Origin of the sequence: Rahnella sp. NRRL B-41462 (genome assembly GCF_003263525.1) — a bacterium.
GTDB lineage: Bacteria > Pseudomonadota > Gammaproteobacteria > Enterobacterales > Enterobacteriaceae > Rahnella > Rahnella aceris.
In genome coordinates, this window is record NZ_JYDF01000007.1 from 51,722 (window position 1) to 74,867 (window position 23,146).

Genomic DNA, 23,146 nt, shown 5'->3' on the forward strand with positions numbered 1-23,146 from the left:
TATTTAAAGGGATGCTTCGTATTTTATATTTCCGCCATAATCATTAATTGCGGTATAATTTATCTTCCCTGTGTTTACCGTCGTCGTCAGCCCGTCGACTTTCATCAACTGAGTGGAATCGGGGGCGATCATTTTTGTTTCCAGTTCGTACTTGCGGCCATTCGTATTCAGAAAAGCTTCATTCACCGTGACAAAGTAAGGGGTGGTATTTTTCGCTTCTGCAAAAACCTGTTGACCATTTTTCACTATTTTCCATGTCAATGCCGTCGCTGCTTCAGAAGCTGAACCCTTCAGCCCCTCAGGACGATAAAACAACTTTATGCGGGTACGAAAAGCCAACTGAAGCAAATTTTCATCGGTACTATTTTTGGCTTTAGGCGGAATTTCAAGAACGTTAAACCAAAATACAGTTTCTTTATCTTTGGGTAATTCGCCCCCAAGGCTGGCAATTTTCACTGTCTGGCCTTGTTTGGCGTTCATTCGTGAAATAGGGGGGGTCACAAGGAAAGGAATTTTCATCTCCTGCGGATTCACATCCTCGCGGCCATCATCCAGCCAGGATTGAACCAGCAAGGCTTTTTCACCGCGGTTATCCAGTTTCACCGTAATCTCTTTCGCCTGAGCCGGATAAATAATCCGGGTACCAGAAATGACAACATCTGCGCAGACATCACAAGCAATAAATCCCAGAACGGCAAGGCAGAATGAAACAATTTTTGGTGTCGGTATAAAATTCATATTTCCCTCTATTAAATTTTATAATAAAAGCGCACCTGTTTGTTCATTGGGTACGCTTAATCATTAATTAACGTTGAATATTATTCGTAGTTCATAGTAAAGGTGACGTTAGTATTCACTTTACCCGACTGAACACTATTTGTTGCAGACCAGTCAGCACTAGGTACATAGGCTGCCTTATAGGCAAACACACCACGACCTTCGACCAGAGCCACGCTTTGTGCCACATCAGTCGGGTCGCCGATCAGAACCTGGCTAACGTTGGTTGCTGTGTTGTTGTAAAGCGCAACACTGACGTTTTGCGCACTACCAGAGACGGTAGCATCAGGTTTCAGCGTACCGCTGGACAATTCAGCAAATTGCTGTGAAGAGAAGCTGACGGAGGCTTTTTTCACTGATTCGGCGCAATCATTCAGCATTAACTCGAACTCTTTGGCACCGACACCGCCAGCAGCGCGAGTGGTGACATCCACTGCCGCTTTCGTCACCACAGGCATTGAGATAGTGACATTATTCGCTGCAATACCGTTGTTAGTGGTGATTTCACAGGTCGTGTCAGAGACCGCACCATCAAAGGTAATTAATCCCAAATCCGCTGCCTGGGCAGATAAGCTGCCGAATGCCAGACAAAAGACGGATAAAGGGAAGAGCGTCTTAATTTTTTTCATGAAATGTCCTTTTCATTATGAAAATAACAAAATAGTAAAGTAAAAGTAGTAGTGAATTAAATAAGCTTTTTTCAAAGACTTACTAAGGGGGAATTATAATTACGTTGTTGTTTATATCAAGTTGTACACACTGCAATATGAATGTAACTAAATATTTCATTGTGGGATCTGTAATGAACCCCAGAATTATTTTTTAAGTATTGAATTTTATTTTTAGGGAAGTTATTAATTATCAGATAAAGAGATCTTAAGGATCGATTTTTCTAATTGAAATGGAAAACTGCATAGAAATATATATCAAAATATATGATGGATTTAGTTTTAAAATCCGTGAAAATGATAAACAAATTGTGCTATTGAAGGTGGATAAGGTAATCAGGTTTTGTTTGCTTACATAACATACAGGCGTAATGACATGCTGAAGAGGAGGGGAGGCAGAAAGGAAAAATATTAAGGCACCCGAAGGTGCCTGGATGATTAGCACGGAAATTAAAAGTCAGAGGCCCGACGTTTTTAGTGACGAACCGCAGGATGACTTGTTATGCATCTCTTTATTACTTCCCGGCAGCAATTCGCTCGCGAATATGTTTAGCACGTGCTTCTGAAGACGGGTGATCATCAAACCAGCCGATGCTGCTGCCCTGATCCAGTTTTGCCAGTTTCTCAAAACTGGTTGCCAGACCTGTCGGGTCGATACCGCGTTTTTTCAGCAAATCAAACGAGTAATCATCCGCTTCGGATTCCTGTTTCTGCGAGAACTGCGCATTGACGTATTTCTCGCCCAGATCCGCCAGCTGCGATTGTGACAATGTTGCGCTGACGCCGCCGAGTGACGAAATCGCGGAACGTGCCGCCGTGGCGCTGTAGGCGACCTGCATGGCTTTACGGGTGTGGCCGAGTGCGACGTGGCCCATTTCATGGCCGAGCACGCCTTCCACTTCATTGTCGTTCATTATGTCCATCAGGCCGCTGTAAACGCGGATACAGCCGTTGGCCATTGCCCAGGCATTGACGTCTTTGGTCAGGTAAACCTTATAGTTGGCGGGCGTGCCGTTAATGTTATCGCCCAGTGCAGCGGAGATTTTTTTCAGGCGCTGTGCGTATTCGCTGCTGTCGGGTGCTATCTGCGCCTTTTTATCCATTTCTTCACAAGACTGCACGCTCAGCGTTTTGACGTCGGCATCGCTCAGGGTATACGCCTGATAAGCCTGCGCGCCGGACTGCATTAAAGTGTCGGTATTGACGGTCGCACAACCGCTGACCAGTGACGCGGTAAAAAGGCTTAACAGAAGAGGGTGAAATTTCATCAATTTGTGTTCCCAGAAAAAGTTAACAAAACAGAAACTGTAGCCTGAAAAAGGCTCTGGTTGTAAGGATAGCGTTAAGGTAGGTTTTTCGCAGTGCACGATCTATAGTGTAAGTCCGAAAAAACGCCCTGATTTAAAAGCGGATTTTGTGAACTTAATCACGAGAGTGATTAGAGATTGCCGTTTTAATGCCGAGTCTGAGAAAATGACTTTCTTGACTGCTTTTTTAATCCGACCTGGAGTAGAACATGTCCTCTCGTAAAGAGCTTGCGAACGCTATTCGCGCACTTAGTATGGATGCCGTGCAGAAAGCGAATTCCGGCCACCCTGGCGCCCCTATGGGCATGGCAGACATTGCCGAAGTGCTGTGGCGCGATTACCTGAATCACAACCCGACTAACCCGCACTGGGCTGACCGTGACCGCTTCGTGCTGTCCAATGGTCATGGCTCTATGCTGATTTATAGCCTGCTGCACCTCACTGGCTATGATCTGCCGATGAGCGAACTGGCTAACTTCCGTCAGTTGCACTCGAAAACCCCGGGCCACCCGGAATACGGTTATACGCCTGGCGTTGAAACCACCACTGGCCCGCTGGGTCAGGGCATCGCGAACGCCGTCGGTTTTGCTATCGCAGAACGTACGCTGGCAGCACAGTTCAACAAACCAGGCCATGACATTGTCGATCACCAAACTTATGCATTCCTGGGCGACGGCTGCATGATGGAAGGCATTTCTCACGAAGTGTGTTCTCTGGCCGGTACCATGAAACTTGGCAAACTGACCGCGTTTTATGATGATAACGGCATTTCCATCGACGGCCACGTAGAAGGCTGGTTCACCGATGACACTGCGGCACGTTTCGAAGCTTACGGCTGGCATGTTGTACGTGGTGTTGATGGTCACAATCCTGACTCTATCAAAGCGGCTATTGAAGAAGCGCACAAAGTTACCGACAAACCTTCCCTGCTGATGTGTAAAACTGTGATCGGTTTCGGTTCGCCGAACAAGGCCGGTACTCACGATGTACACGGTGCTGCACTGGGCGCAGCCGAAGTGGCCGCTACCCGCGAAGCACTGGGCTGGAAATACGCGGCGTTTGAAATCCCGCAAGATATCTATGCGCAGTGGGACGCGAAAGAAGCCGGCAAAGCCAAAGAAGCTGCGTGGAACGACAAGTTTGACGCTTACGCTAAAGCGCACCCTGAACTGGCAAAAGAGTTCAAACGTCGTGTGAACGGCGAGCTGCCAGCAAACTGGGAAACCGAAGCACAGAAATTCATCGAACAATTGCAGGCTAATCCTGCGAACATCGCCAGCCGTAAAGCCTCCCAGAATGCGCTGGAAGCGTTCGGTAAAGTGTTGCCTGAATTCCTGGGCGGCTCTGCTGACCTGGCACCAAGCAACCTGACCATGTGGTCTGGTTCGAAGTCTATCGGCGACGATCAGGCAGGTAACTACATCCATTATGGCGTACGTGAATTCGGTATGACCGCGATCACCAACGGTATCGCGCTGCACGGCGGTTTCCTGCCGTACTCTGCGACTTTCCTGATGTTCGTGGAATATGCGCGTAATGCCGTGCGTATGGCCGCACTGATGAAGATCCGCAACGTGTTCGTGTACACCCATGACTCCATCGGTCTTGGCGAAGATGGCCCGACACACCAGCCGGTTGAGCAAATCGCCAGCCTGCGCGTTACGCCAAACATGAGCACCTGGCGTCCTGCGGATCAGGTTGAATCTGCCGTGGCATGGAAATACGCCATCGAGCGTAATGACGGTCCGGTTACCCTGATCTTCTCCCGTCAAAATCTGACCCAGCAACCACGTACCGCTGAACAGCTGGCCAACGTGGCGCGCGGGGGTTACGTGCTGAAAGATTGCGACGGTACGCCGGAAGTGATCCTGATCGCGACCGGCTCTGAAGTCGGTATCACGGTAGAAGCGGCAGACAAACTGGCTGCTGCGGGCACTAAAGTGCGCGTGGTTTCTATGCCGTCCACGGATGCCTTCGACAAACAGGACGCGGCTTACCGTGAATCTGTCCTGCCGAAAGCCGTTTCTGCGCGCGTTGCGGTTGAAGCCGGTATTGCTGATTACTGGTTCAAATACGTTGGCCTGAATGGTGCTATCGTCGGAATGCACAGCTTCGGCGAATCTGCGCCAGCAGAACTGTTGTTCAAAGAATTCGGTTTCACTGTTGATAACGTTGTTGCTCAGGCACAGGCGTTACTGAAGTAATCCCGCTTTCTTAAAACTGCTTAAAAGCACCTTCGGGTGCTTTTTTTTCGCCTGCATTTTCATGCGCCGGTTCTCAGTTTCGTACGAAATGACGCAGGTCAAACCCTTCTGACGCGGACTCGGTTACACTGCCTGCATTCTGAAAATGTTTCATTCGGTCATTTTTTGCGAAAAATCACTGTCGAAAAGGTGACGAAAAAGTAAAATCACTGTGAATACACAGAATCGACTGGTGTTTTTTTCAGCGATCGGCGCGATTAATGCGGGGTTGTTCTACGAATTATTCCTTTTATTCATCGTTTGGTTTATTCTCAGCTGAACCGTTTCAGTCAGGCTATTTGAGCTTAACATCGTCACCAGGTTGTTATCGTGCCTGAAACTGAAACTTTTCTGCCGCATGCATTGTGCGGACAGATGATGATGGTGATTCACCGTAAACGCACGCTGCATTACTATAGGTGTTACTGATATTGAGTAACAACCGTGTAACAGGGAGATGTATGCCAATACGTATTGCAATTAATGGCTTTGGTCGCATTGGCCGTAGCGTATTGCGCGCGTTATACGAATCCGGGCGTCGGGCGGAAATCTCCGTCATTGCCATCAATGAAATCGCCAGCCCTGAAGGCATGGCACATCTGCTTAAATACGACTCCAGCCACGGGCGCTTTGCCTGGGATGTCCGCCAGGAAGGTGAAAACCTTTACGTCGGCGATGACTCCATCCGTTTACTTCATCAGTCTGATGCCAGCCAGTTGCCGTGGGGCGAACTGAGCATTGACGTCGTGCTTGATTGCACTGGCGTTTATGGCAGCCGTGCAGACGGTGAAGCCCAGCTTGCGGCTGGCGCCAAAAAAATTCTGTTCGCGCATCCGGGCGCTCATGATCTTGACGCCACGGTGGTTTACGGTGTGAACCACCAGTTGCTCGAACGTCAGCACCGCATTGTGTCCAATGCGTCCTGCACCACCAACTGTATTATCCCTGTGATCAAACTGCTCGACGATGCTTTTGGCATTGAGTCCGGCACGGTAACGACCATCCATTCCTCAATGAATGACCAACCGGTTATCGATGCGTACCATGCGGATTTACGCCGTACGCGCGCCGCCAGCCAGTCCATTATCCCGGTCGATACCAAGCTGGCCGCAGGGATCACACGCATCATGCCCAAATTCTGCGATCGCTTTGAAGCGATCTCGGTGCGTGTGCCGACAATCAATGTCACAGCCATTGATCTGAGTGTATTTGTCGAGGGTTCTGTGACGGTAGGCGAGGTTAACCAGTTGCTGCAAAAGGCTGCAACAGGTGCTTTTCGTGGTATTGTTGACTATACCGAACTACCATTAGTCTCGACAGATTTTAACCATGATCCCCATAGCGCCATCGTAGATGGAACGCAGACGCGGGTAAGTGGACAGCACCTGATTAAGACACTGGTCTGGTGCGATAACGAGTGGGGTTTTGCCAACCGAATGTTGGATACAACATTGGCAATGTCCGCTAGCGGTTTCTAGTACGGCTGTTCCGGTCTCCCGACCGAAACGGCCTTCAAGCAACTTTAAAGAGAATCAACGAGAGGATTCACCATGTCTGTTATTAAGATGAGCGATCTGGATTTAGCGGGTAAACGCGTACTAATCCGTGCCGATCTGAACGTGCCAGTTAAAGATGGCAAAGTAACGTCAGATGCACGTATCCGCGCTTCTTTACCAACCATCGAAATTGCCCTGAAACAAGGCGCACGCGTGATGGTTACCTCGCATCTGGGTCGTCCGACTGAAGGCGAATATAACGAAGAGTTTTCTCTGCTGCCGGTTGTTAATTACCTGAAAGAGCATCTGAAATCCCCAGTACGTCTGGCGAAAGATTACCTTGATGGTGTTGAAGTTGCCGAAGGTGAGCTGGTGGTTCTGGAAAACGTTCGCTTTAACAAAGGCGAAAAGAAAGACGACGAAGCCCTGTCCAAAAAATATGCTGCCCTGTGTGACATCTATGTGATGGACGCATTTGGTACCGCGCACCGCGCGCAAGCTTCTACTCACGGCGTGGGCAAATTTGCTCCGATCGCCTGTGCCGGTCCGCTGCTGTCTGCAGAACTGGAAGCACTGGGTAAAGCGCTGGGTAACCCGGCACGTCCGATGGTGGCTATCGTTGGCGGTTCTAAAGTTTCTACCAAACTGACCGTTCTGGATTCCCTGTCTAAAATCGCTGACCAGCTGATCGTTGGCGGTGGTATCGCGAACACCTTCGTGGCTGCTCAAGGCAACAACGTCGGTAAATCCCTGTACGAAGCAGACCTGGTCGGCACCGCAAGCAAATTGCTGGAAACCTGCGACATTCCTGTTCCTACCGATGTTCGCGTGGCGACTGAGTTCTCTGAAACAGCCGTTGCAACGGTGAAGTCTGTTAAAGACATCAAAGATGACGAACAAATTCTCGACATGGGCGATGAGTCTGCATACCGCCTGGCTGAGATCATTAAAAACGCTAAAACCATTCTGTGGAATGGTCCTGTAGGCGTGTTCGAGTTCCCTAACTTCCGTAAAGGGACCGAAATTGTGGCGCAGGCTATTGCTGACAGCGATGCATTCTCTATCGCAGGCGGCGGCGACACACTGGCAGCTATCGATTTGTTCGGTATCGCTGACAAAATTTCCTATATCTCCACTGGCGGTGGCGCATTCCTGGAATTCGTTGAAGGGAAAGCACTGCCAGCGGTTGTGATGCTGGAAGAGCGTGCTAAGAAGTAATGAACCCTGAACGGGGAGCATAATGCTGTCCGTTCTTCTTTGCCGCGCGGGGGGCTGCACAGTGGAGCCCGCGCGACATAGCAAACCGATTCAATCCATCTACGGCCGACGAATACAGGACAAAGAACTATGTCTAAAATTTTTGATTTCGTAAAACCAGGCGTTATCACTGGTGATGATGTACAGAAAGTTTTCGCTATTGCTAAAGAAAACAAATTTGCTCTGCCAGCGGTTAACTGCGTAGGCACCGACTCTATCAACGCCGTTCTCGAAGCTGCTGCGAAAGTCCGTTCACCGGTTATCGTTCAGTTCTCTAACGGTGGCGCTGCGTTTATCGCCGGTAAAGGCCTGAAAACTGACGTGCCACAAGGCGCGGCAATCCTGGGTGCAATCTCTGGCGCACACCATGTGCATCAGATGGCAGAACATTACGGCGTGCCAGTTATCCTGCACACCGACCACTGCGCGAAAAAACTGCTGCCATGGATCGACGGACTGCTGGACGCGGGTGAAGCTCACTACGCGAAAACCGGTAAACCACTGTTCTCTTCTCACATGATCGACCTGTCTGAAGAGTCTCTGGAAGAAAACATCGAAATTTGCAGCAAGTATTTAGCTCGCATGGCAAAAATCGACATGACTCTGGAAATCGAACTGGGTTGTACCGGCGGTGAAGAAGATGGCGTAGACAACAGCCATATGGACGCGTCTGCACTGTACACTCAACCGCAAGACGTTGATTATGCATACGAAAAACTGAACGCCATCAGCCCGCGTTTCACTATCGCTGCGTCATTCGGTAACGTACACGGTGTTTACAAACCAGGTAACGTTAAACTGACTCCAACTATCCTGCGTGATTCTCAGGAATACGTGTGCAAGAAACATAACCTGCCACACAACAGCCTGAACTTCGTATTCCACGGCGGTTCCGGTTCTACTGCAGCAGAAATCAAAGAATCTGTAGGTTACGGTGTTATCAAAATGAACATCGATACCGACACTCAGTGGGCTAACTGGGACGGTATCCTGCAGTTCTACAAGAAAAACGAAGCTTACCTGCAAGGTCAGTTGGGTAACCCGGAAGGCGCGGACAAACCTAACAAGAAATTCTATGACCCGCGCGTATGGCTGCGTTCTGCACAGTCTTCCATGGTGACTCGCCTGGAACTGGCATTCAAAGAACTGAACGCAATCGACGTACTGTAATTCTTACGCTTCCGGTGCTTGACCACCGGAATGTGAGGATAATCGTCAAAGGGGCTTCGGCCCCTTTTTTATTGCCTGCTTTCCGGCCACAATAGCCCGTTATCCGTGTTTCGCCAGAATCCCCGAAGAGAGAGCCATGAAGCCAAAATCTGTCACCCTCGATGATGTCGCGCGCCACGCCGGTGTGTCTTATCAGACCGTTTCGCGCGTCCTGAATCAGGCTGCACACGTCTCGGTCAGAACGCGCAACAAAGTCGAACAGGCAATGGCTGCGCTGAATTACGTCCCGAACCGTGTCGCCCAGCAACTGGCGGGCAAACAAAGTTACACCCTTGGGCTGGCGACCACCGAACTGGCGCTACACGCTCCGTCGCAAATTGCGTCGGCAATGAAAACCCGCGCAAATCAGCTAGGTTTCAACGTCGTGATATCGATGATTGATAACCTGAGCCTTGCCGCGTGTCGTACGGCGGTGAATGAACTGATGTCACAGCGTGTCGATGGCGTGCTGATTAACGTGCCGCTGTCGAATGAGGACGCAGACGCGATCGCACAGCTTTGCGGCAATTTACCGGCGCTGTTTCTGGATGTCGATCCGCAGGCCGATGTGTTTAAAATTCTGTTCGATCCTCACTGCGGGGCAGAGCAGGGCGTCGAACATCTGCTGGCGCTCGGACATCAGCAGATCGCCGTACTGACCGGCCCGCTCGAATCCATATCTGCACGCTTACGTTATGAAGGCTGGCTGAATACGCTGGCATTGCACGATATTACGCCGTGCGCGGTTCAGCATGGCGACTGGAGCGCGGCTTCGGGTTACCAGCAGGCATTATTGTTGCTCAATCAGCCCGCACGCCCTACGGCGATCCTGGTCGCCAATGATCAGATGGCGCTGGGCGTACTGCGCGCGGTCCATGAGTTTGGCCTGCGGGTGCCGGAGCAAATCTCGGTGATGGGCTATGACGATACTGAAGACAGCGCATTTTTCTTCCCGCCGCTGACCACCATCAAACAGGATTTCCGCCTGCTCGGTCACGAGAGCATTAACCGGCTGGTAGAGCATCTGCATACGCATGGCGATCACCCGCAGTCCTCATTGTTACTGCCCACTTCTTTAGTTGAACGCCATACAACCGCCAGACCGGGTACAGACACTGTGTCGCAGGAAACTTTATCGCAGGAACTGATCCGCATCGCACGTCAGCTCAGCGCGCTGTAAATCTTTTTTAAGAACTGACTGACGCGGAATTTGTGATCCGCGTCCCTTTCCCGCATCCCCGCACTTTACTTACTCTCTCCGGTTACGCATGTTTATATTATTGTGAGCGCATAACAATTTAACGGGGAGATATTATGAATCCATCAGCGGAAGATAAATTATCATCGCTGGCCACTGTTCTGGCCCGCCGTGACTGGGAAAAACCGGCCTCGACGCAGTGCAACCGATTACCCGCACACCCGCCGTTCAACAGCTGGCGAAATGCAGAGGAAGCGAGAAGCAACAAGGCTTCAGGAAAAATTCGTAACCTGAATGGCGAGTGGACGTTCAGCTATTTTAACCGTCCTGAAGCCGTGCCGGAGCAATGGCTGCAACAGGATCTGGCTGAGGCCGATGCTGTGCAGGTGCCCTCTAACTGGCAACTGGCGGGATACGACGCGCCGATTTATACCAACGTTCAGTATCCGATCCCGGTCAATCCGCCGTTTGTGCCGGAAGAAAACCCTACCGGTTGTTACTCGCTCACAGTTTCTGTGGATAATGACTGGCTGAGCAGCGGGCAGACGCGCATCGTGTTTAACGGCGTCAATTCTGCGTTCTATTTATGGTGCAACGGTCAGTGGGTCGGCTATTCCCAGGACAGCCGTTTACCGGCGGAATTCGATCTCAGTCATGTGCTGCATGCGGGTGAAAACCGGCTGGCGGTGATGGTGCTGCGCTGGAGCGACGGCAGCTATCTGGAAGATCAGGATATGTGGCGCATGAGCGGGATTTTCCGCGATGTCACCTTGCTGCATAAACCGGCAGAGCAAATTACTGACATGCAGGTGCGCACGCATCTGTTCTACGGCTTCACGCAGGCCGAACTGGAAGTGCAAGTCAGCGCCGCGGTACCGCCGGACACCGCGGCTGATTATCAGGTGCGCGTCCAGTTGTGGCAGGGCGATAAACCGGTCGCAGAACATCAGCAACCGCTCGGCAGTGAAATCATTGATGAACGCGGGACGGCATTTGACCGCACCACGCTGCGTCTGCCGGTCAGCCGGCCCGCATTATGGAGCGCTGAACAGCCCGCTTTATACCGTGCTGTCATTTCCCTGATTTCTCCGCAGGGCCAGCTTATTGAAGCCGAGGCCTGTGACGTCGGTTTCCGTCAGGTGGAAATCAGCAACGGGCTGCTGAAAGTGAACGGCCAGCCGGTATTGATCCGCGGCACCAACCGCCACGAACATCATCCTGAAAACGGTCAGGTGATGGATGAGGCCACCATGCGCCGGGACATTGTGCTGATGAAGCAACACAACTTCAACGCCGTGCGCTGCTCGCATTATCCGAACCATCCGCTGTGGTACCGGCTCTGTGACGAATACGGTCTGTACGTCGTGGATGAAGCCAATATCGAAACCCACGGCATGCAGCCGATGAACCGTCTGTCGGATGATCCGGTGTGGTTCAACGCCTTCAGCGAACGCGTGACGCGCATGGTTCAGCGCGACCGCAATCATCCGTGCATCATCATCTGGTCACTGGGCAATGAGTCCGGTCATGGCGCCACTCATGACGCGCTGTACCGCTGGATCAAATCTGTCGATCCGACCCGTCCGGTGCAGTACGAAGGCGGCGGCGCCAACAGCGCGGCGACCGACATTATCTGCCCGATGTATTCCCGCGTTGAGCAGGATCAGCCGTTCCCGGCGGTACCGAAATGGTCGATTAAAAAGTGGATCAGCATGCCGGACGAAACGCGTCCGCTGATCCTCTGCGAATACGCCCATGCGATGGGCAACAGCTTTGGCGGCTTTGATAAATACTGGAAAGCGTTCCGTCAGTTCCCGCGTCTGCAGGGCGGTTTTGTCTGGGACTGGGTTGATCAGAGTCTGCTGCGCACCAGCGAAAACGGTGAGCGTTATATGGCCTACGGCGGCGATTTTGGTGATACGCCAAATGACCGGCAGTTCTGCATGAACGGTCTGATATTCGCTGACCGCACTCCGCATCCGTCCTTGTTTGAAGCCCAGCGTGCCCAGCAATTTTTCCAGTTCTCGCTCACAGATACTTCGCCTTTGACGATTGAAATACAAAGCGAATACCTGTTCCGGCACAGTGATAATGAGCAGTTAGTCTGGCGCATCGAACGTGACGGCGAAGTCATTTCGCAGGGCGAGGCGGTACTGAATATCGCGCCCAACGGCAAACAAACCCTGAATCTGGGGGATATACCGCAGGCAGAAGGCGATTTGTGGCTGAATGTTGCGGTACACCAGCCACAGGCGACCGCGTGGTCAGAAGCCGGACACCGCAGTGCCTGGGATCAATGGCAGTTGCCGCAACCGCTGATATTGCCGGTGCCGGAAAAAATCTCTGCCGCCACGCCGGTTCTCGATCAGCAAGGTGATGTGATTTCCGTACTGCACGGCGCGCAGTGCTGGCAGTTCAGTCAGCAAAGCGGATTGCTGGAACAGTGGTTCGATGGTAAAACGCCGCGCCTGCTTTCCGCCTTGCGCGACCAGTTTGTCCGTGCGCCGGTAGATAACGATATCGGTGTCAGCGAAGTCACCCGTATTGACCCGAATGCCTGGGTTGAGCGCTGGAAAGCAGCGGGTATGTACCACCTGGAATCGCGTTTATTAAACATCTCCGCCGATCAGTTACAGGACGGGGTAGTGATCACGACCACTCACGCGTTTATGGCGGAGGAAGAAACGCGCCTGCTGAGCCGCAAGATTTTCCGCATTGATAATCAGGGCGAACTGCATATCAGCGCGGAGGTTCGCGTGGCATCAAACGTGCCGTCACCGGGGCGCATTGGCCTGACCTGTCAGTTGGCTGAAACCGCAAAAAACGTTAGCTGGCTGGGCCTGGGACCGCATGAAAACTACCCGGATCGCCGTCTGGCTGCGCAGCACGGGCGCTGGAATTTGCCGTTGACCGAGATGTACACGCCTTACGTTTTCCCGACCGAAAACGGTCTGCGCGGAGAGACCCGTGAGCTGGATTACGCCGGATGGACGCTGCGTGGCAATTTCCACTTTGGCCTGAGCCGCTACAGCCTGCAACAGTTGATGGACACCAGCCACCGTCACCTGTTGCGTGAAGAAGAGGGCACCTGGCTGAACATCGACGGCTTCCATATGGGCGTCGGCGGTGATGATTCGTGGAGCCCGAGCGTCAGCCCTGATTTCCTGCTGACAGCCGGTCAGTACCATTATTCGTTCACCTGGAAACGTGCCTGACAGCCTGCGCCGCCGTGTTAATCCCCGGCGGCGCGATATTCAGACGTAAGGAAAATGCTTATGTATTACCTGAAAAATACTAACTTTTGGATGTTCGGGCTGTTCTTCTTCTTTTACTTTTTCATCATGGGTGCCTACTTCCCGTTCTTCCCGATCTGGCTGCATGATATTAATCAGATCAGCAAAAGCGACACCGGCATTATCTTCGCCAGCATTTCGCTGTTCTCACTGTTGTTCCAGCCGGTGTTTGGTTTACTGGCGGATAAACTGGGACTGAAAAAGCATTTGCTGTGGATCATCACCGGCATGCTGATCCTGTTTGCGCCATTCTTTATCTACGTGTTTGGGCCATTACTGAAAATTAATATCTATCTCGGTTCGGTGGTGGGCGGGATTTACCTTGGCCTGATTTACAACGCCGGTGCGCCTGCGATTGAAGCCTATATCGAAAAAGTCAGCCGTCGCAGCAGCTTTGAATTTGGCCGTGCACGTATGTTCGGTTGTGTCGGCTGGGCGCTGTGCGCATCGGTGGTCGGCATCATGTTTACCATCAACAATGAATTTGTGTTCTGGCTCGGCTCCGGCTGTGCGGTGATCCTCGCCATCCTGTTGCTGATCGCCAAACCGGAAGTCACGTCCAGCGCGCGCGTGGCCAACGAACTGGGGGCGAACAGCAAACCGTTCAATCTCAAACTCGCCCTCGAACTGCTGAAAGACAAGAAGCTGTGGTTCCTGGCGCTGTACGTCATCGGTGTTTCCTGTACGTACGACGTGTTCGATCAGCAGTTTGCCAACTTCTTTACCTCCTTCTTCACGTCATCTTCTGAAGGGACGCGCGTCTTTGGCTATGTGACCACGATGGGTGAGCTACTCAACGCCAGCATCATGTTTTTCGCACCGCTGATAGTGAACCGCATTGGTGGCAAGAATGCTTTGCTGCTGGCCGGTACCATCATGTCAGTGCGCATCATCGGCTCGTCTTTCGCGTCATCGCCGCTGGAAGTGGTGGTGCTGAAAACCTTGCACATGTTTGAGGTGCCGTTCCTGATTGTCGGTTGCTTCAAGTACATCACCTCAGTATTTGAAGTGCGTTTCTCGGCGACGATTTATCTGGTGACTTTTTGCTTCTTCAAACAGGTGGCGATCATCTTTATGTCCGTTTTCGCGGGCAACATGTATGACCGAATCGGCTTCCACGGCACCTATCTGATCCTCGGAGTCATCGCGCTGACCTTCACGGTGATTGCTGCCTTTACGCTGAGCGGCCGCGGCCCCCTTCAGGCATTCAAAACCCCTGAACCGTTAAAAAACAGCCACGCAAATTCTTAATTTATCTGAACTCTTTGCTGCGAAATTGGCACTTCATCGCATTGTTAGTTAACCTTACAGAACACTTGCTGCCTCGTTAAACGGGGCAGCTTTGGTTTCTTGCAGCCCGTGAGGGTGTAATTTTGGGGTACTTTAAATGGATGATTTAAACGTTGTGGGCAGCATCAATAATGCTGGCAACTGGTTGGTGAGAAACCAGGCGTTACTGCTTCATTACGCGGTGAATATTGTGGCAGCGATCTTCATTCTGATTGTGGGGATGATTATCGCCCGTGTCGTTTCCGGTGCCGTCAGCCGGGTCTTAAAAGTTCGTGGTATTGACATCACCGTTTCCGACTTCCTTTCCGCCATGGTGCGTTACGCGATTATCGCCTTCACGCTGATTGCGGTTCTGGGGCGGATTGGCGTGCAAACCACGTCCGTGATTGCCGTCATCGGTGCCGCCGGTCTGGCCGTCGGTCTGGCATTACAGGGGTCGCTGTCCAACTTTGCGGCCGGCGTTTTGCTGGTGATCTTCCGTCCGTTCCGTGCCGGTGAATATGTCGATCTCGGCGGCGTGGCCGGTACCGTCACTCAGGTACAAATTTTTTCCACTACCCTGCGTACGCCGGACAACAAAATCATTGTGGTGCCGAATGGTAAAATCATCGCCGGTAACATCATCAACAATTCACGCGAACCGACCAGCCGTATCGAGCTGACGGTGGGCGTGGGTTATGACTCTGACATCGATCTGGTGAAAACGATCCTGACCGACATCATCACGGCCGATCAGCGCGTTTTGAAAGATAAAGACGTCGTGGTTCGCCTCAACGAAATGGCAGCTTCAACCCTGAATTTCATTGTGTACGCCTGGACCAGCAACGGTGATGCACAGAACGTGAAATGGGATCTGCTGGAATCGTTCAAACGCGCGCTGGATAAAAATAATATCAATATTGCGTATCCGCAGATGGATGTTCACCTGTATCAGGTGCCGAATGCGGCGGGCAACCAGCAGGAAGAACGACGCACTTTCGAATAAAGTATGCTTCCCGGATTCAGATTTTCACAGGCGCCTGCGGGCGCCTTTTTCATGCCTGAAAAATCATCCTGCCACTGATAAGCCAGTCTAATGAGCGATTAGAAATATCCATTTCCTCTTATACCGGCTAAGCCCTTACACTGCGCGCAATCTCTGTTATTCACTCTCTGAAGGATATCCCATGCTGGCTATTTTCCTGCAAGGACTGGCGATGAGCGCCGCGATGATTTTACCCATTGGCCCGCAGAATGCATTTGTGATGAATCAGGGCATCCGTCGTCAGTATCATCTGATGATCGCCGGTTTGTGCGCCCTGAGTGACATCGCGCTGATTTGCGGCGGCATCTTTGGCGGAAGCGCGTTGCTGAGCAAATCCCCGACGTTGCTGTTGCTGGTGAGCTGGGGGGGCGTGGCATTTTTACTGTGGTATGGCTGGGGCGCATTTCGCACGGCATTCAGCAAAAACCCCGAACTGGCGCAGGCTGAAGTGGCGAAGCAAAGTCGCTGGAAAATTGTCGTCAGCATGCTGGCGGTGACCTGGCTGAATCCGCATGTTTATCTCGATACTTTCGTGGTGCTCGGCAGTCTGGGCGGCAGCCTGAGCCATGATGAGCGTTCATGGTTTGCACTCGGTGCGGTCAGTGCGTCAGTGATGTGGTTCTTCGGGCTGGCCATTCTCGCCGCCATGCTTGCGCCCTGGCTTAATACCGGCAAAGTGCAGAGGGTGATCAACGTTATCGTCGGCGTGATCATGTGGGGGATTGCAATACAACTGGCGCGTCAGACCGGGGTATTTTGAGTTTTGTCACTAATCTTAGTTTCTGTTGTAACGGATTATGCTACGGTTTCGCAGATTGTTTGACCTATCTATTGCCAGATCTTTGATGATTAATGGAGGCACTGTGAAACTGAAAGCATTGGCTGTAGCAGCGATGTTGGGATTAGGGACATTACCGCTGGCGTTACAGGCGGCAGAATTACCTGCCGGGCCGCACGTCGTGACGTCAGGCACCGCAAGCGTGGATGCCACGCCGGATATCGCGACGCTGGCGATTGAAGTCAGCGTGTCGGCGAACGATTCAGCCAGCGCCAAGAAGCAGGCTGATGAACGCGTGGCAGAGTACTTTGCTTTCCTGCAGAAAAACGGCATTGAGAAAAAAGATATCAATGCGGCGAACCTGCGTACTCAGCCGGAATATAACTACCTGAAAGATGGCACGTCACAGCTCAAGGGCTACCGCGCCGTGCGTCAGGTTCAGGTAACTTTGCGTCAGCTCGACAAGCTGAATGAACTGCTGGATGGCGCGCTGAAATCCGGCCTGAATGAAGTGCGTGCGGTTGAACTGGGCGTCGCCAATCCGGATAAATTCCGTGATGAAGCGCGTCAGAAAGCGATTGAAAACGCCACGCAGCAGGCAAAATCGCTGGCCGAAGGTTTCCATACCAAACTGGGGCCGGTTTACAGCATTCGTTATCACGTTGCTAACTACCAGCCGATGCCGGTGGCGCGTATGTATAAAACCGCCGAAGCCGCAGGGCAGAGCGATGTCGCGCAAACCTACGAGCAGCAAAGTATTCATTTCGACGATCAGGTCGATGTGGTATTCGAATTGCAGCCTCAGGCACCTGCACCTGCACCTGCACCTGCACCAGCCCCGGCTCCGGCTCAGTAAGAATGAATCTGTAAAAATGAAAAAACCCGCTCCGGCGGGTTTTTTGTTTCTGACCTTTTATGTTGCCTGTCGGACTTCTTTATCGGCTGAAAACGTCACCTGTTTCTGTGCTTCCAGCACCCGCAATCTTTCTGTCAGCGCCTGGCTGATCGAGGCATAAGCGGTACTGCCCAGCGCCAGACGTAGTGGCGGACTGACGGCATCGGCAGCGGTGATCATCGCCCGGACAGTATTTACCGCGTCACCTTTAATGGCGAAATCACCGGATGCAATCGCCCGGCGTACCTCACCGGCGGGTGTCTTTTCATAGCACGGCAAGGGCGTGGCATGATCCAGCCCGGCGCCAAATTCTGTGCTGGTCGGGCCGGGTTCCACGATCAGGAAATCAATGCCAAACGGTGCCACTTCCTGCGCAACGGATTCGACAAACCCTTCAATCCCCCATTTGGTCGCATGATAAAGACTGAAGTTGGGATAAGCGATCTGTCCGCCTTCCGATGAAACCTGCACAATCCGGCCGCCACCTTGTCCGCGCAGGTAGGGTAAAACGGCGCGGATAAGCTGGATCGAACCCACCAGGTTAGTGGCGATCTGCCTGTCGATTTGTTCGTCACTGGTTTCTTCGCCTGCGCCGAACAGGCCATAACCGGCATTGCTGACCACGACATCAATACGTCCCATCTTAGCGAATGCTCCGGCAACGGCTGCTCTGATTGCCGGAGTGTCTGTGACGTCGAGCGTGATGCTATGCAACTGATCGCCATAGATCGCCTGTAAGGCGTCAAGCGCACCCGGCTTGCGTACGGTGGCGATCACCCGGTCACCGCGCTCAAGTAGCTGTTCAGTGAGCAGGCGTCCAAGGCCGGTCGATGTGCCGGTAATAAACCATGTCTTTGCCATTATCAAATGCCTCTGTTGCAGAAGTTGCCAGACATTCAGGGTAGGGCAATACTATTGTTGCGTTAATACCCAATAACCCGCATGAACAGGTGAATATTCCCCACCAATGAGCAAACCATTATTGAGCAAACCGACCCTGGCAGAACTCAGGGCCTTTATGGCTGTTGCTGAACACCGCAGTTTCCGCCGTGCCGCCGATCTTTTAGGCATTACCCGATCCTCGCTCAGCCATATTATGCGCGGGCTTGAAGATCGTCTTGGCGCACGCCTTTTGCACCGCACGACGCGCAGTGTGTCACTGACCGAAACGGGTGAACGCCTGCTGAAACGGATTAATCCGCTGATGAACGGGCTTGATGCGGCGCTGGAAGACGTGGCGGGCGAGCCGGGGCGGCTGACGGGTGAATTACGTATCAACGGCAGCGAGGGCGCTATCCGCTTGTTGTTGCGCAATATTGTGCCGCAATTCATGGCGCGTTATCCCGGTGTGGCGCTGGATCTGGTGGCGGAAGGAAAGCTGGTGGATATTGTCGGGGAAGGGTTTGACGCAGGGATCCGGCTGGGAGAAGCGGTTCCACGGGACATGATCGCTGTGCGGCTCAGCCCCGACATGCGCTTTCTGACCGTGGCTTCGCCGGATTATCTTGCGGCGCATCCCGCCCCTGAAACGCCGGATGATCTCGCCCGCCATCAGTGTCTGCGTCAGCGCCTGCCCAGCGGAAAACGCTATCGCTGGGAGTTCCACAAACGCGGGCAGGAAGTGGCGGTGGATGTGCCGGGAAATCTGACGCTGGATAATACGCAACTGATGATTGAGGCCGCACAGGACGGGCTGGGGATCGCGTATGTTCCTGAAGATTATGCGCAGGTTGCGCTGAAAGAAGGGCGGCTGATTGCAGTGCTGGAAGACTGGTGCCCGCCAATCCCCGGTTTGTTTCTCTACTTCGCGGGCAACCGGCATGTGCCCGCGAGCCTGCGGGCATTGATCGAGATGGTCCGGGAGAAAAGCGGTTAAACGCCGCTTTTCACGCCGGATAATTCTGTCAGTCCTGACGCAACACCTGATGTCCGTGGGCGATCAGTGCATCGGTGACTTTACGCATCATGCGGCTTTCGGGCGCAAAACGGTGCCAGTAAAGCATACGGCGCTGGAACAGGCCGGGCGTCAGGTCGATCAGCTCGCCGCTTTCCAACTCTTTCTCGATTTGCAGATGCGGGATCATGCAGCAGGTGGTGCCCTGACGGGCCAGTTGCACAAAGGCTTCCGACGAGTTAACGATGTGGCACGGCACGCTGCCCGGCGATAAATCGAAGTTCTGTTGCAGGAAGGCCTGATGCATATCGTCCAGATGGTCAAACGCTACCGCAGGCGCTTTCAGCAAGGCGGAGCGGGTAACGCCGTTCGGGAAATAGCGATCAGCAAAAGGTTTCGAACCCACAAACAAATAGTCCAGCGCACCAAGCTGATCCACCAGACAGCTCGGCAGTGGCTGGGGTTGAATACTTACCGCGCCCACCACTTCACCACGACGCAGACGTTCCTGCGTGCGCGTTTCGTCTTCCACCTGTAAATTCAGGCGGATAGGGGAATCAACCAGCACTGATTTCAGCGCCGGTAACAGCCAGGTTGCCAGACTGTCGGCGTTGACCGCCAGTGAAAGCAGCAGAGGTGTATCATTGCTTTCATTGTTGCTGTCACTGCCAAGCCACTCTTCTTCCAGTAATTCCACCTGATGTAACAAGGCCAGTAATTTCTGTCCCTGTTCAGTCGGCCGGGGTGGAACGGTACGAACCAGCAGCGGCTGGCCGAACAAATTTTCCAGTTGCTTAATGCGCTGAGAGACGGCCGATTGTGTGATGCAAAGCTTCTGCGCTGCGCGCTCAAAACCGCGCTCACGGATCACCGCGTCCAGTGCCTGCAGCGTTCTATAGTCCGGGCGTTTCATCGGAGTTCTGTCCCTTAGATTTAATTTTATCCGAACACTATGCCACAGATTGTCAGGATTTGTGGTGAGGAAAATCTTTGTGTTTGCAGCACAATTGCACTTAATAAGTGTGATCTGGCTGCGGTGTTGTTTATCCAAATTGCCGGGACATGCTTTATAATCACCGGCACTCTTCGTTCCACCGAACTATTCACGCCACTTACGTGTTATCAGACAGAGAAGCCATTATGACGCAGGAAGAATTGAAAAAAGCAGTCGGCTGGGCCGCACTGGATTACGTCACGCCGGGCACCATTGTCGGTGTCGGTACCGGATCCACCGCCGCACATTTCATTGATGCACTGGGTTCCATCAAAGGCCAGATTGAAGGTGCGGTTTCAAGCTCCGATGCCTCTACCGCAAAACTGAAGAGTCTGGGTATTCATGTTTTCGACAGCAATGAAGTGGATTCGCTGGATGTGTATGTCGATGGCGCGGATGAAATCAACGGCTCGATGCAGATGATCAAAGGGGGTGGCGCTGCGCTGACCCGCGAAAAAATCATTGCCGCGATTGCCAAAAAATTCATCTGTATCGTGGATGCTTCCAAGCAGGTTGATGTGCTGGGTAAATTCCCGCTGCCGGTGGAAGTGATCCCAATGGCGCGCTCTTATGTTGCGCGTGAACTGGTTAAACTCGGCGGCCTGCCGGAATACCGCCAGAATGTGCTGACAGACAATGGCAATGTGATCCTTGATGTGCATAACCTGAACATTCTTGATGCCGTCGCGATGGAAAATAAGATCAACAGTATTGCCGGTGTTGTGACTGTCGGCCTGTTCGCCAACCGGGGTGCTGACGTGGCGCTGGTCGGGACTTCTGAAGGTGTCAAAACCGTCAAACTGAAGTAATCAGAATATAAGCAGAAGATCTGGCTGCTTTAGGGCAAGGCAGCCAGCCTAAGCCTCGTCATTGCGCTGTCATAACGCAATGTTATGAAGATGATAATTTTCTGACTGAATCATCTTTTCTTCAAAGGCTTTAATTTGGTGACTTATGTCACATTTCTGTATTTCTCCTCCTGAACGTCTGGCACAGTAAAATTGAACCAGCATGAAATGCTAAAAACCGGCAGGCGTGCTGAGCCTTCTGCTGGGGGGCAGGCAATCGTTTGTATTGATGATGGCGGATTTTTTGTTATGTTGACTGTGAGCAGTCATCTTGCAGTTCGAATTCAGCCAGAAAAATATAGGGTCGGGAAATGGCAAAAGTATCACTTGAGAAAGACAAGATTAAATTTTTGTTAGTGGAAGGCGTCCACCAAAGTGCGGTTGATACACTCCGTGCCGCGGGTTACACCAATATTGAATTTCACAAAGGTGCTTTAGACACGCAATCGCTGAAAGAATCGATCCGTGATGCGCACTTTGTTGGACTCCGATCGCGTACTCAGCTGACTGAAGAAGTGTTCCAGGCAGCAGAAAAACTGGTGGCTGTTGGGTGTTTCTGTATCGGCACCAATCAGGTAGATCTGAAAGCTGCGACCCGTCGCGGTATTCCGGTCTTTAACGCACCCTTCTCCAACACCCGTTCGGTTGCCGAAATGGTGCTGGGCGAAATGCTGCTGATGATGCGTGGCATTCCTGAAGCTAACGCCAAGGCGCACCGTGGTATCTGGAACAAATTAGCCGTCGGCTCGTTCGAAGCGCGCGGCAAGCGTCTGGGCATTATCGGTTACGGCCACATTGGTACGCAACTGGGGATCCTGGCGGAAAGCCTGGGGATGCGCGTTTTCTATTACGACATCGAAAGCAAATTGCCATTGGGCAATGCGCAGCCGATTGCCACGCTGGAAGAATTGCTCAACACCAGCGACGTGGTCACGCTGCATGTGCCGGAAACAGCCGGAACCAAAGACATGATCTCCGAGTTGCAACTGGCGCAGATGAAGCCTGGCGCGTTGTTAATCAACGCCTCACGCGGTACCGTGATCGACATTCCTGCTCTGTGCAATGCGCTGCGTAACAAACATCTTTCCGGTGCGGCTATCGACGTCTTCCCGGAAGAACCGGCGACTAACAGTGACCCGTTCAATTCTCCGCTGTGTGAATTTGACAACGTGCTGCTGACGCCGCATATCGGCGGTTCAACGATGGAAGCGCAGGAAGGTATCGGCCTCGAAGTGGCAGGCAAACTGGCGAAATACTCTGACAACGGTTCTACACTGTCAGCGGTCAACTTCCCGGAAGCGTCTCTGCCAGCGCATACCGAGAAAGCCAGCCGTTTGCTGCATATCCACGAAAATCGTCCGGGTGTGCTGACCAGCATCAACCAGATTTTTGCGGAACAGGGTATCAACATTGCTGCGCAGTACCTGCAAACCAGTCCAGAAATCGGTTATGTGGTGATTGATGCAGAAACGGATATCAATACGCTGACTACCGCGCTGCAACTGATGAAGGCGATTCCGGGAACCATTCGTGCCCGTTTGCTTTACTGATAAGCCTTTCTGAAACAGACAAAATACCAACCGCCGAAAGGCGGTTTTTTGTTTTATGGCATCAGGGCGTTAAAAAATGTCTGCAGAGGGAATAAAGGGGGGATCAAAACGTCAGAAGTAAAAGGACAGGGTAATCAGACCGCAGAGGATCATTGATGAAAAAGTGATTTCGAACAGGTAGCGGCGCAGCATCATCTGTCAGTACCTCAGGGCAGAAAACGGAGAAAAAAACACCCGGCGAACCGGGTGTTAAATTTTTCAGTCTTGATAAGAGTGAACAGATTCGTTCACAAAGACTTCTTAGTGACTTCTTATGCTGCCGGAGTTGCTTTAGCCGGAGCAGCTTTCTTAGCATGTTTCACGTGCTTTTTAGCCGCCTGCGCCTTCTGAGCAACAGGAGCCGCTTTCTTAGCGTGTTTCACGTG

At 52.3% G+C, this 23,146-nt stretch carries 18 protein-coding genes; 13 read left to right on the top strand and 5 right to left on the bottom strand.

Features of this window, described 5'->3' with window-relative positions; all coding sequences use genetic code 11:
- Positions 1 to 3: 3 nt before the first annotated feature.
- The 3 genes from UC14_RS02450 to UC14_RS02460 all read right to left on the bottom strand — a co-directional run bounded on the left by UC14_RS02450 (position 4) and on the right by UC14_RS02460 (position 2,713).
- Positions 4 to 738, bottom strand: a complete 735-nt coding sequence (locus UC14_RS02450) for a fimbrial chaperone (RefSeq protein ID WP_112197173.1) — start codon at positions 736 to 738, stop codon at positions 4 to 6.
- Positions 739 to 818: 80 nt separating this feature from the next.
- Positions 819 to 1,406 carry a fimbrial protein StkA gene (locus UC14_RS02455; RefSeq protein WP_013576807.1) on the bottom strand — a complete coding sequence of 196 codons (588 nt, stop codon included), beginning with the start codon at positions 1,404 to 1,406 and terminating at the stop codon, positions 819 to 821.
- A gap of 554 nt (positions 1,407 to 1,960) precedes the next feature.
- A complete protein-coding gene (locus UC14_RS02460; protein WP_013576806.1) occupies positions 1,961 to 2,713 on the bottom strand; it encodes a M48 family metallopeptidase in 753 nt (250 codons plus the stop codon).
- A gap of 248 nt (positions 2,714 to 2,961) precedes the next feature.
- On the opposite strand from UC14_RS02460, the gene tkt reads away from it, so the two are divergent.
- From tkt to UC14_RS02510, 10 genes are all read left to right on the top strand, one after another.
- On the top strand, positions 2,962 to 4,956 hold the full coding sequence (gene tkt, locus UC14_RS02465) for a transketolase (protein WP_013576805.1): 1,995 nt from the start codon (positions 2,962 to 2,964) through the stop codon (positions 4,954 to 4,956).
- 500 nt (positions 4,957 to 5,456) lie between these two features.
- On the top strand, positions 5,457 to 6,473 hold the full coding sequence (gene epd / locus UC14_RS02470) for an erythrose-4-phosphate dehydrogenase (RefSeq protein ID WP_013576804.1): 1,017 nt from the start codon (positions 5,457 to 5,459) through the stop codon (positions 6,471 to 6,473).
- A gap of 72 nt (positions 6,474 to 6,545) precedes the next feature.
- Entirely contained in the window at positions 6,546 to 7,709 is a 1,164-nt protein-coding gene (gene pgk, locus UC14_RS02475) for a phosphoglycerate kinase (RefSeq protein WP_013576803.1), read from the top strand.
- Positions 7,710 to 7,838: 129 nt separating this feature from the next.
- Complete coding sequence (fbaA, locus tag UC14_RS02480; RefSeq protein ID WP_013576802.1) at positions 7,839 to 8,918, top strand: class II fructose-bisphosphate aldolase; 1,080 nt, start codon at positions 7,839 to 7,841, stop codon at positions 8,916 to 8,918.
- 136 nt (positions 8,919 to 9,054) lie between these two features.
- A complete protein-coding gene (locus tag UC14_RS02485) occupies positions 9,055 to 10,137 on the top strand; it encodes a LacI family DNA-binding transcriptional regulator (protein ID WP_013576801.1) in 1,083 nt (360 codons plus the stop codon).
- Positions 10,138 to 10,271: 134 nt separating this feature from the next.
- Positions 10,272 to 13,370, top strand: a complete 3,099-nt coding sequence (locus UC14_RS02490) for a beta-galactosidase (protein WP_015690339.1) — start codon at positions 10,272 to 10,274, stop codon at positions 13,368 to 13,370.
- Positions 13,371 to 13,430: 60 nt separating this feature from the next.
- Positions 13,431 to 14,699 (top strand): MFS transporter, encoded by a 1,269-nt coding sequence (locus UC14_RS02495; RefSeq protein ID WP_013576799.1) that lies wholly within the window; start codon positions 13,431 to 13,433, stop codon positions 14,697 to 14,699.
- Between the two features lie 136 nt (positions 14,700 to 14,835).
- Positions 14,836 to 15,723: a small-conductance mechanosensitive channel MscS gene (gene mscS / locus UC14_RS02500; RefSeq protein ID WP_112197174.1), complete on the top strand. Its 888-nt coding sequence runs from the start codon at positions 14,836 to 14,838 to the stop codon at positions 15,721 to 15,723.
- Between the two features lie 181 nt (positions 15,724 to 15,904).
- On the top strand, positions 15,905 to 16,522 hold the full coding sequence (gene argO / locus UC14_RS02505; RefSeq protein WP_015690338.1) for an arginine exporter ArgO: 618 nt from the start codon (positions 15,905 to 15,907) through the stop codon (positions 16,520 to 16,522).
- A gap of 103 nt (positions 16,523 to 16,625) precedes the next feature.
- Positions 16,626 to 17,396, top strand: a complete 771-nt coding sequence (locus UC14_RS02510) for an oxidative stress defense protein (RefSeq protein ID WP_112197175.1) — start codon at positions 16,626 to 16,628, stop codon at positions 17,394 to 17,396.
- A gap of 57 nt (positions 17,397 to 17,453) precedes the next feature.
- Here UC14_RS02510 and UC14_RS02515 read toward each other — a convergent pair whose 3' ends face one another.
- Positions 17,454 to 18,296: an SDR family oxidoreductase gene (locus UC14_RS02515; protein ID WP_015690336.1), complete on the bottom strand. Its 843-nt coding sequence runs from the start codon at positions 18,294 to 18,296 to the stop codon at positions 17,454 to 17,456.
- Between the two features lie 106 nt (positions 18,297 to 18,402).
- Here UC14_RS02515 and UC14_RS02520 point away from each other — a divergent pair, with 106 nt between their 5' ends.
- On the top strand, positions 18,403 to 19,311 hold the full coding sequence (locus UC14_RS02520) for a LysR family transcriptional regulator (protein WP_015690335.1): 909 nt from the start codon (positions 18,403 to 18,405) through the stop codon (positions 19,309 to 19,311).
- A 28-nt stretch (positions 19,312 to 19,339) separates the two neighbouring features.
- Here UC14_RS02520 and UC14_RS02525 read toward each other — a convergent pair whose 3' ends face one another.
- Positions 19,340 to 20,242: a LysR family transcriptional regulator ArgP gene (locus UC14_RS02525; RefSeq protein WP_013576793.1), complete on the bottom strand. Its 903-nt coding sequence runs from the start codon at positions 20,240 to 20,242 to the stop codon at positions 19,340 to 19,342.
- Positions 20,243 to 20,469: 227 nt separating this feature from the next.
- On the opposite strand from UC14_RS02525, the gene rpiA reads away from it, so the two are divergent.
- Both rpiA and serA read left to right on the top strand, forming a co-directional pair.
- Positions 20,470 to 21,132 (top strand): ribose-5-phosphate isomerase RpiA, encoded by a 663-nt coding sequence (gene rpiA / locus UC14_RS02530; protein WP_013576792.1) that lies wholly within the window; start codon positions 20,470 to 20,472, stop codon positions 21,130 to 21,132.
- A gap of 350 nt (positions 21,133 to 21,482) precedes the next feature.
- Positions 21,483 to 22,721 (top strand): phosphoglycerate dehydrogenase, encoded by a 1,239-nt coding sequence (gene serA / locus UC14_RS02535; protein WP_112150873.1) that lies wholly within the window; start codon positions 21,483 to 21,485, stop codon positions 22,719 to 22,721.
- Positions 22,722 to 23,146 lie beyond the last annotated feature (425 nt).

What these genes read in the sequence shown, in the direction of transcription:
- UC14_RS02450 (WP_112197173.1), bottom strand. Translation starts at nt 738, where the DNA reads ATGAATTTTATACCGACACCAAAAATTGTTTCATTCTGCCTTGCCGTT.
- UC14_RS02455 (WP_013576807.1), bottom strand. Translation starts at nt 1,406, where the DNA reads ATGAAAAAAATTAAGACGCTCTTCCCTTTATCCGTCTTTTGTCTGGCA.
- UC14_RS02460 (WP_013576806.1), bottom strand. Translation starts at nt 2,713, where the DNA reads ATGAAATTTCACCCTCTTCTGTTAAGCCTTTTTACCGCGTCACTGGTC.
- tkt (WP_013576805.1), top strand. Translation starts at nt 2,962, where the DNA reads ATGTCCTCTCGTAAAGAGCTTGCGAACGCTATTCGCGCACTTAGTATG.
- epd (WP_013576804.1), top strand. Translation starts at nt 5,457, where the DNA reads ATGCCAATACGTATTGCAATTAATGGCTTTGGTCGCATTGGCCGTAGC.
- pgk (WP_013576803.1), top strand. Translation starts at nt 6,546, where the DNA reads ATGTCTGTTATTAAGATGAGCGATCTGGATTTAGCGGGTAAACGCGTA.
- fbaA (WP_013576802.1), top strand. Translation starts at nt 7,839, where the DNA reads ATGTCTAAAATTTTTGATTTCGTAAAACCAGGCGTTATCACTGGTGAT.
- UC14_RS02485 (WP_013576801.1), top strand. Translation starts at nt 9,055, where the DNA reads ATGAAGCCAAAATCTGTCACCCTCGATGATGTCGCGCGCCACGCCGGT.
- UC14_RS02490 (WP_015690339.1), top strand. Translation starts at nt 10,272, where the DNA reads ATGAATCCATCAGCGGAAGATAAATTATCATCGCTGGCCACTGTTCTG.
- UC14_RS02495 (WP_013576799.1), top strand. Translation starts at nt 13,431, where the DNA reads ATGTATTACCTGAAAAATACTAACTTTTGGATGTTCGGGCTGTTCTTC.
- mscS (WP_112197174.1), top strand. Translation starts at nt 14,836, where the DNA reads ATGGATGATTTAAACGTTGTGGGCAGCATCAATAATGCTGGCAACTGG.
- argO (WP_015690338.1), top strand. Translation starts at nt 15,905, where the DNA reads ATGCTGGCTATTTTCCTGCAAGGACTGGCGATGAGCGCCGCGATGATT.
- UC14_RS02515 (WP_015690336.1), bottom strand. Translation starts at nt 18,296, where the DNA reads ATGGCAAAGACATGGTTTATTACCGGCACATCGACCGGCCTTGGACGC.
- UC14_RS02520 (WP_015690335.1), top strand. Translation starts at nt 18,403, where the DNA reads ATGAGCAAACCATTATTGAGCAAACCGACCCTGGCAGAACTCAGGGCC.
- UC14_RS02525 (WP_013576793.1), bottom strand. Translation starts at nt 20,242, where the DNA reads ATGAAACGCCCGGACTATAGAACGCTGCAGGCACTGGACGCGGTGATC.
- rpiA (WP_013576792.1), top strand. Translation starts at nt 20,470, where the DNA reads ATGACGCAGGAAGAATTGAAAAAAGCAGTCGGCTGGGCCGCACTGGAT.
- serA (WP_112150873.1), top strand. Translation starts at nt 21,483, where the DNA reads ATGGCAAAAGTATCACTTGAGAAAGACAAGATTAAATTTTTGTTAGTG.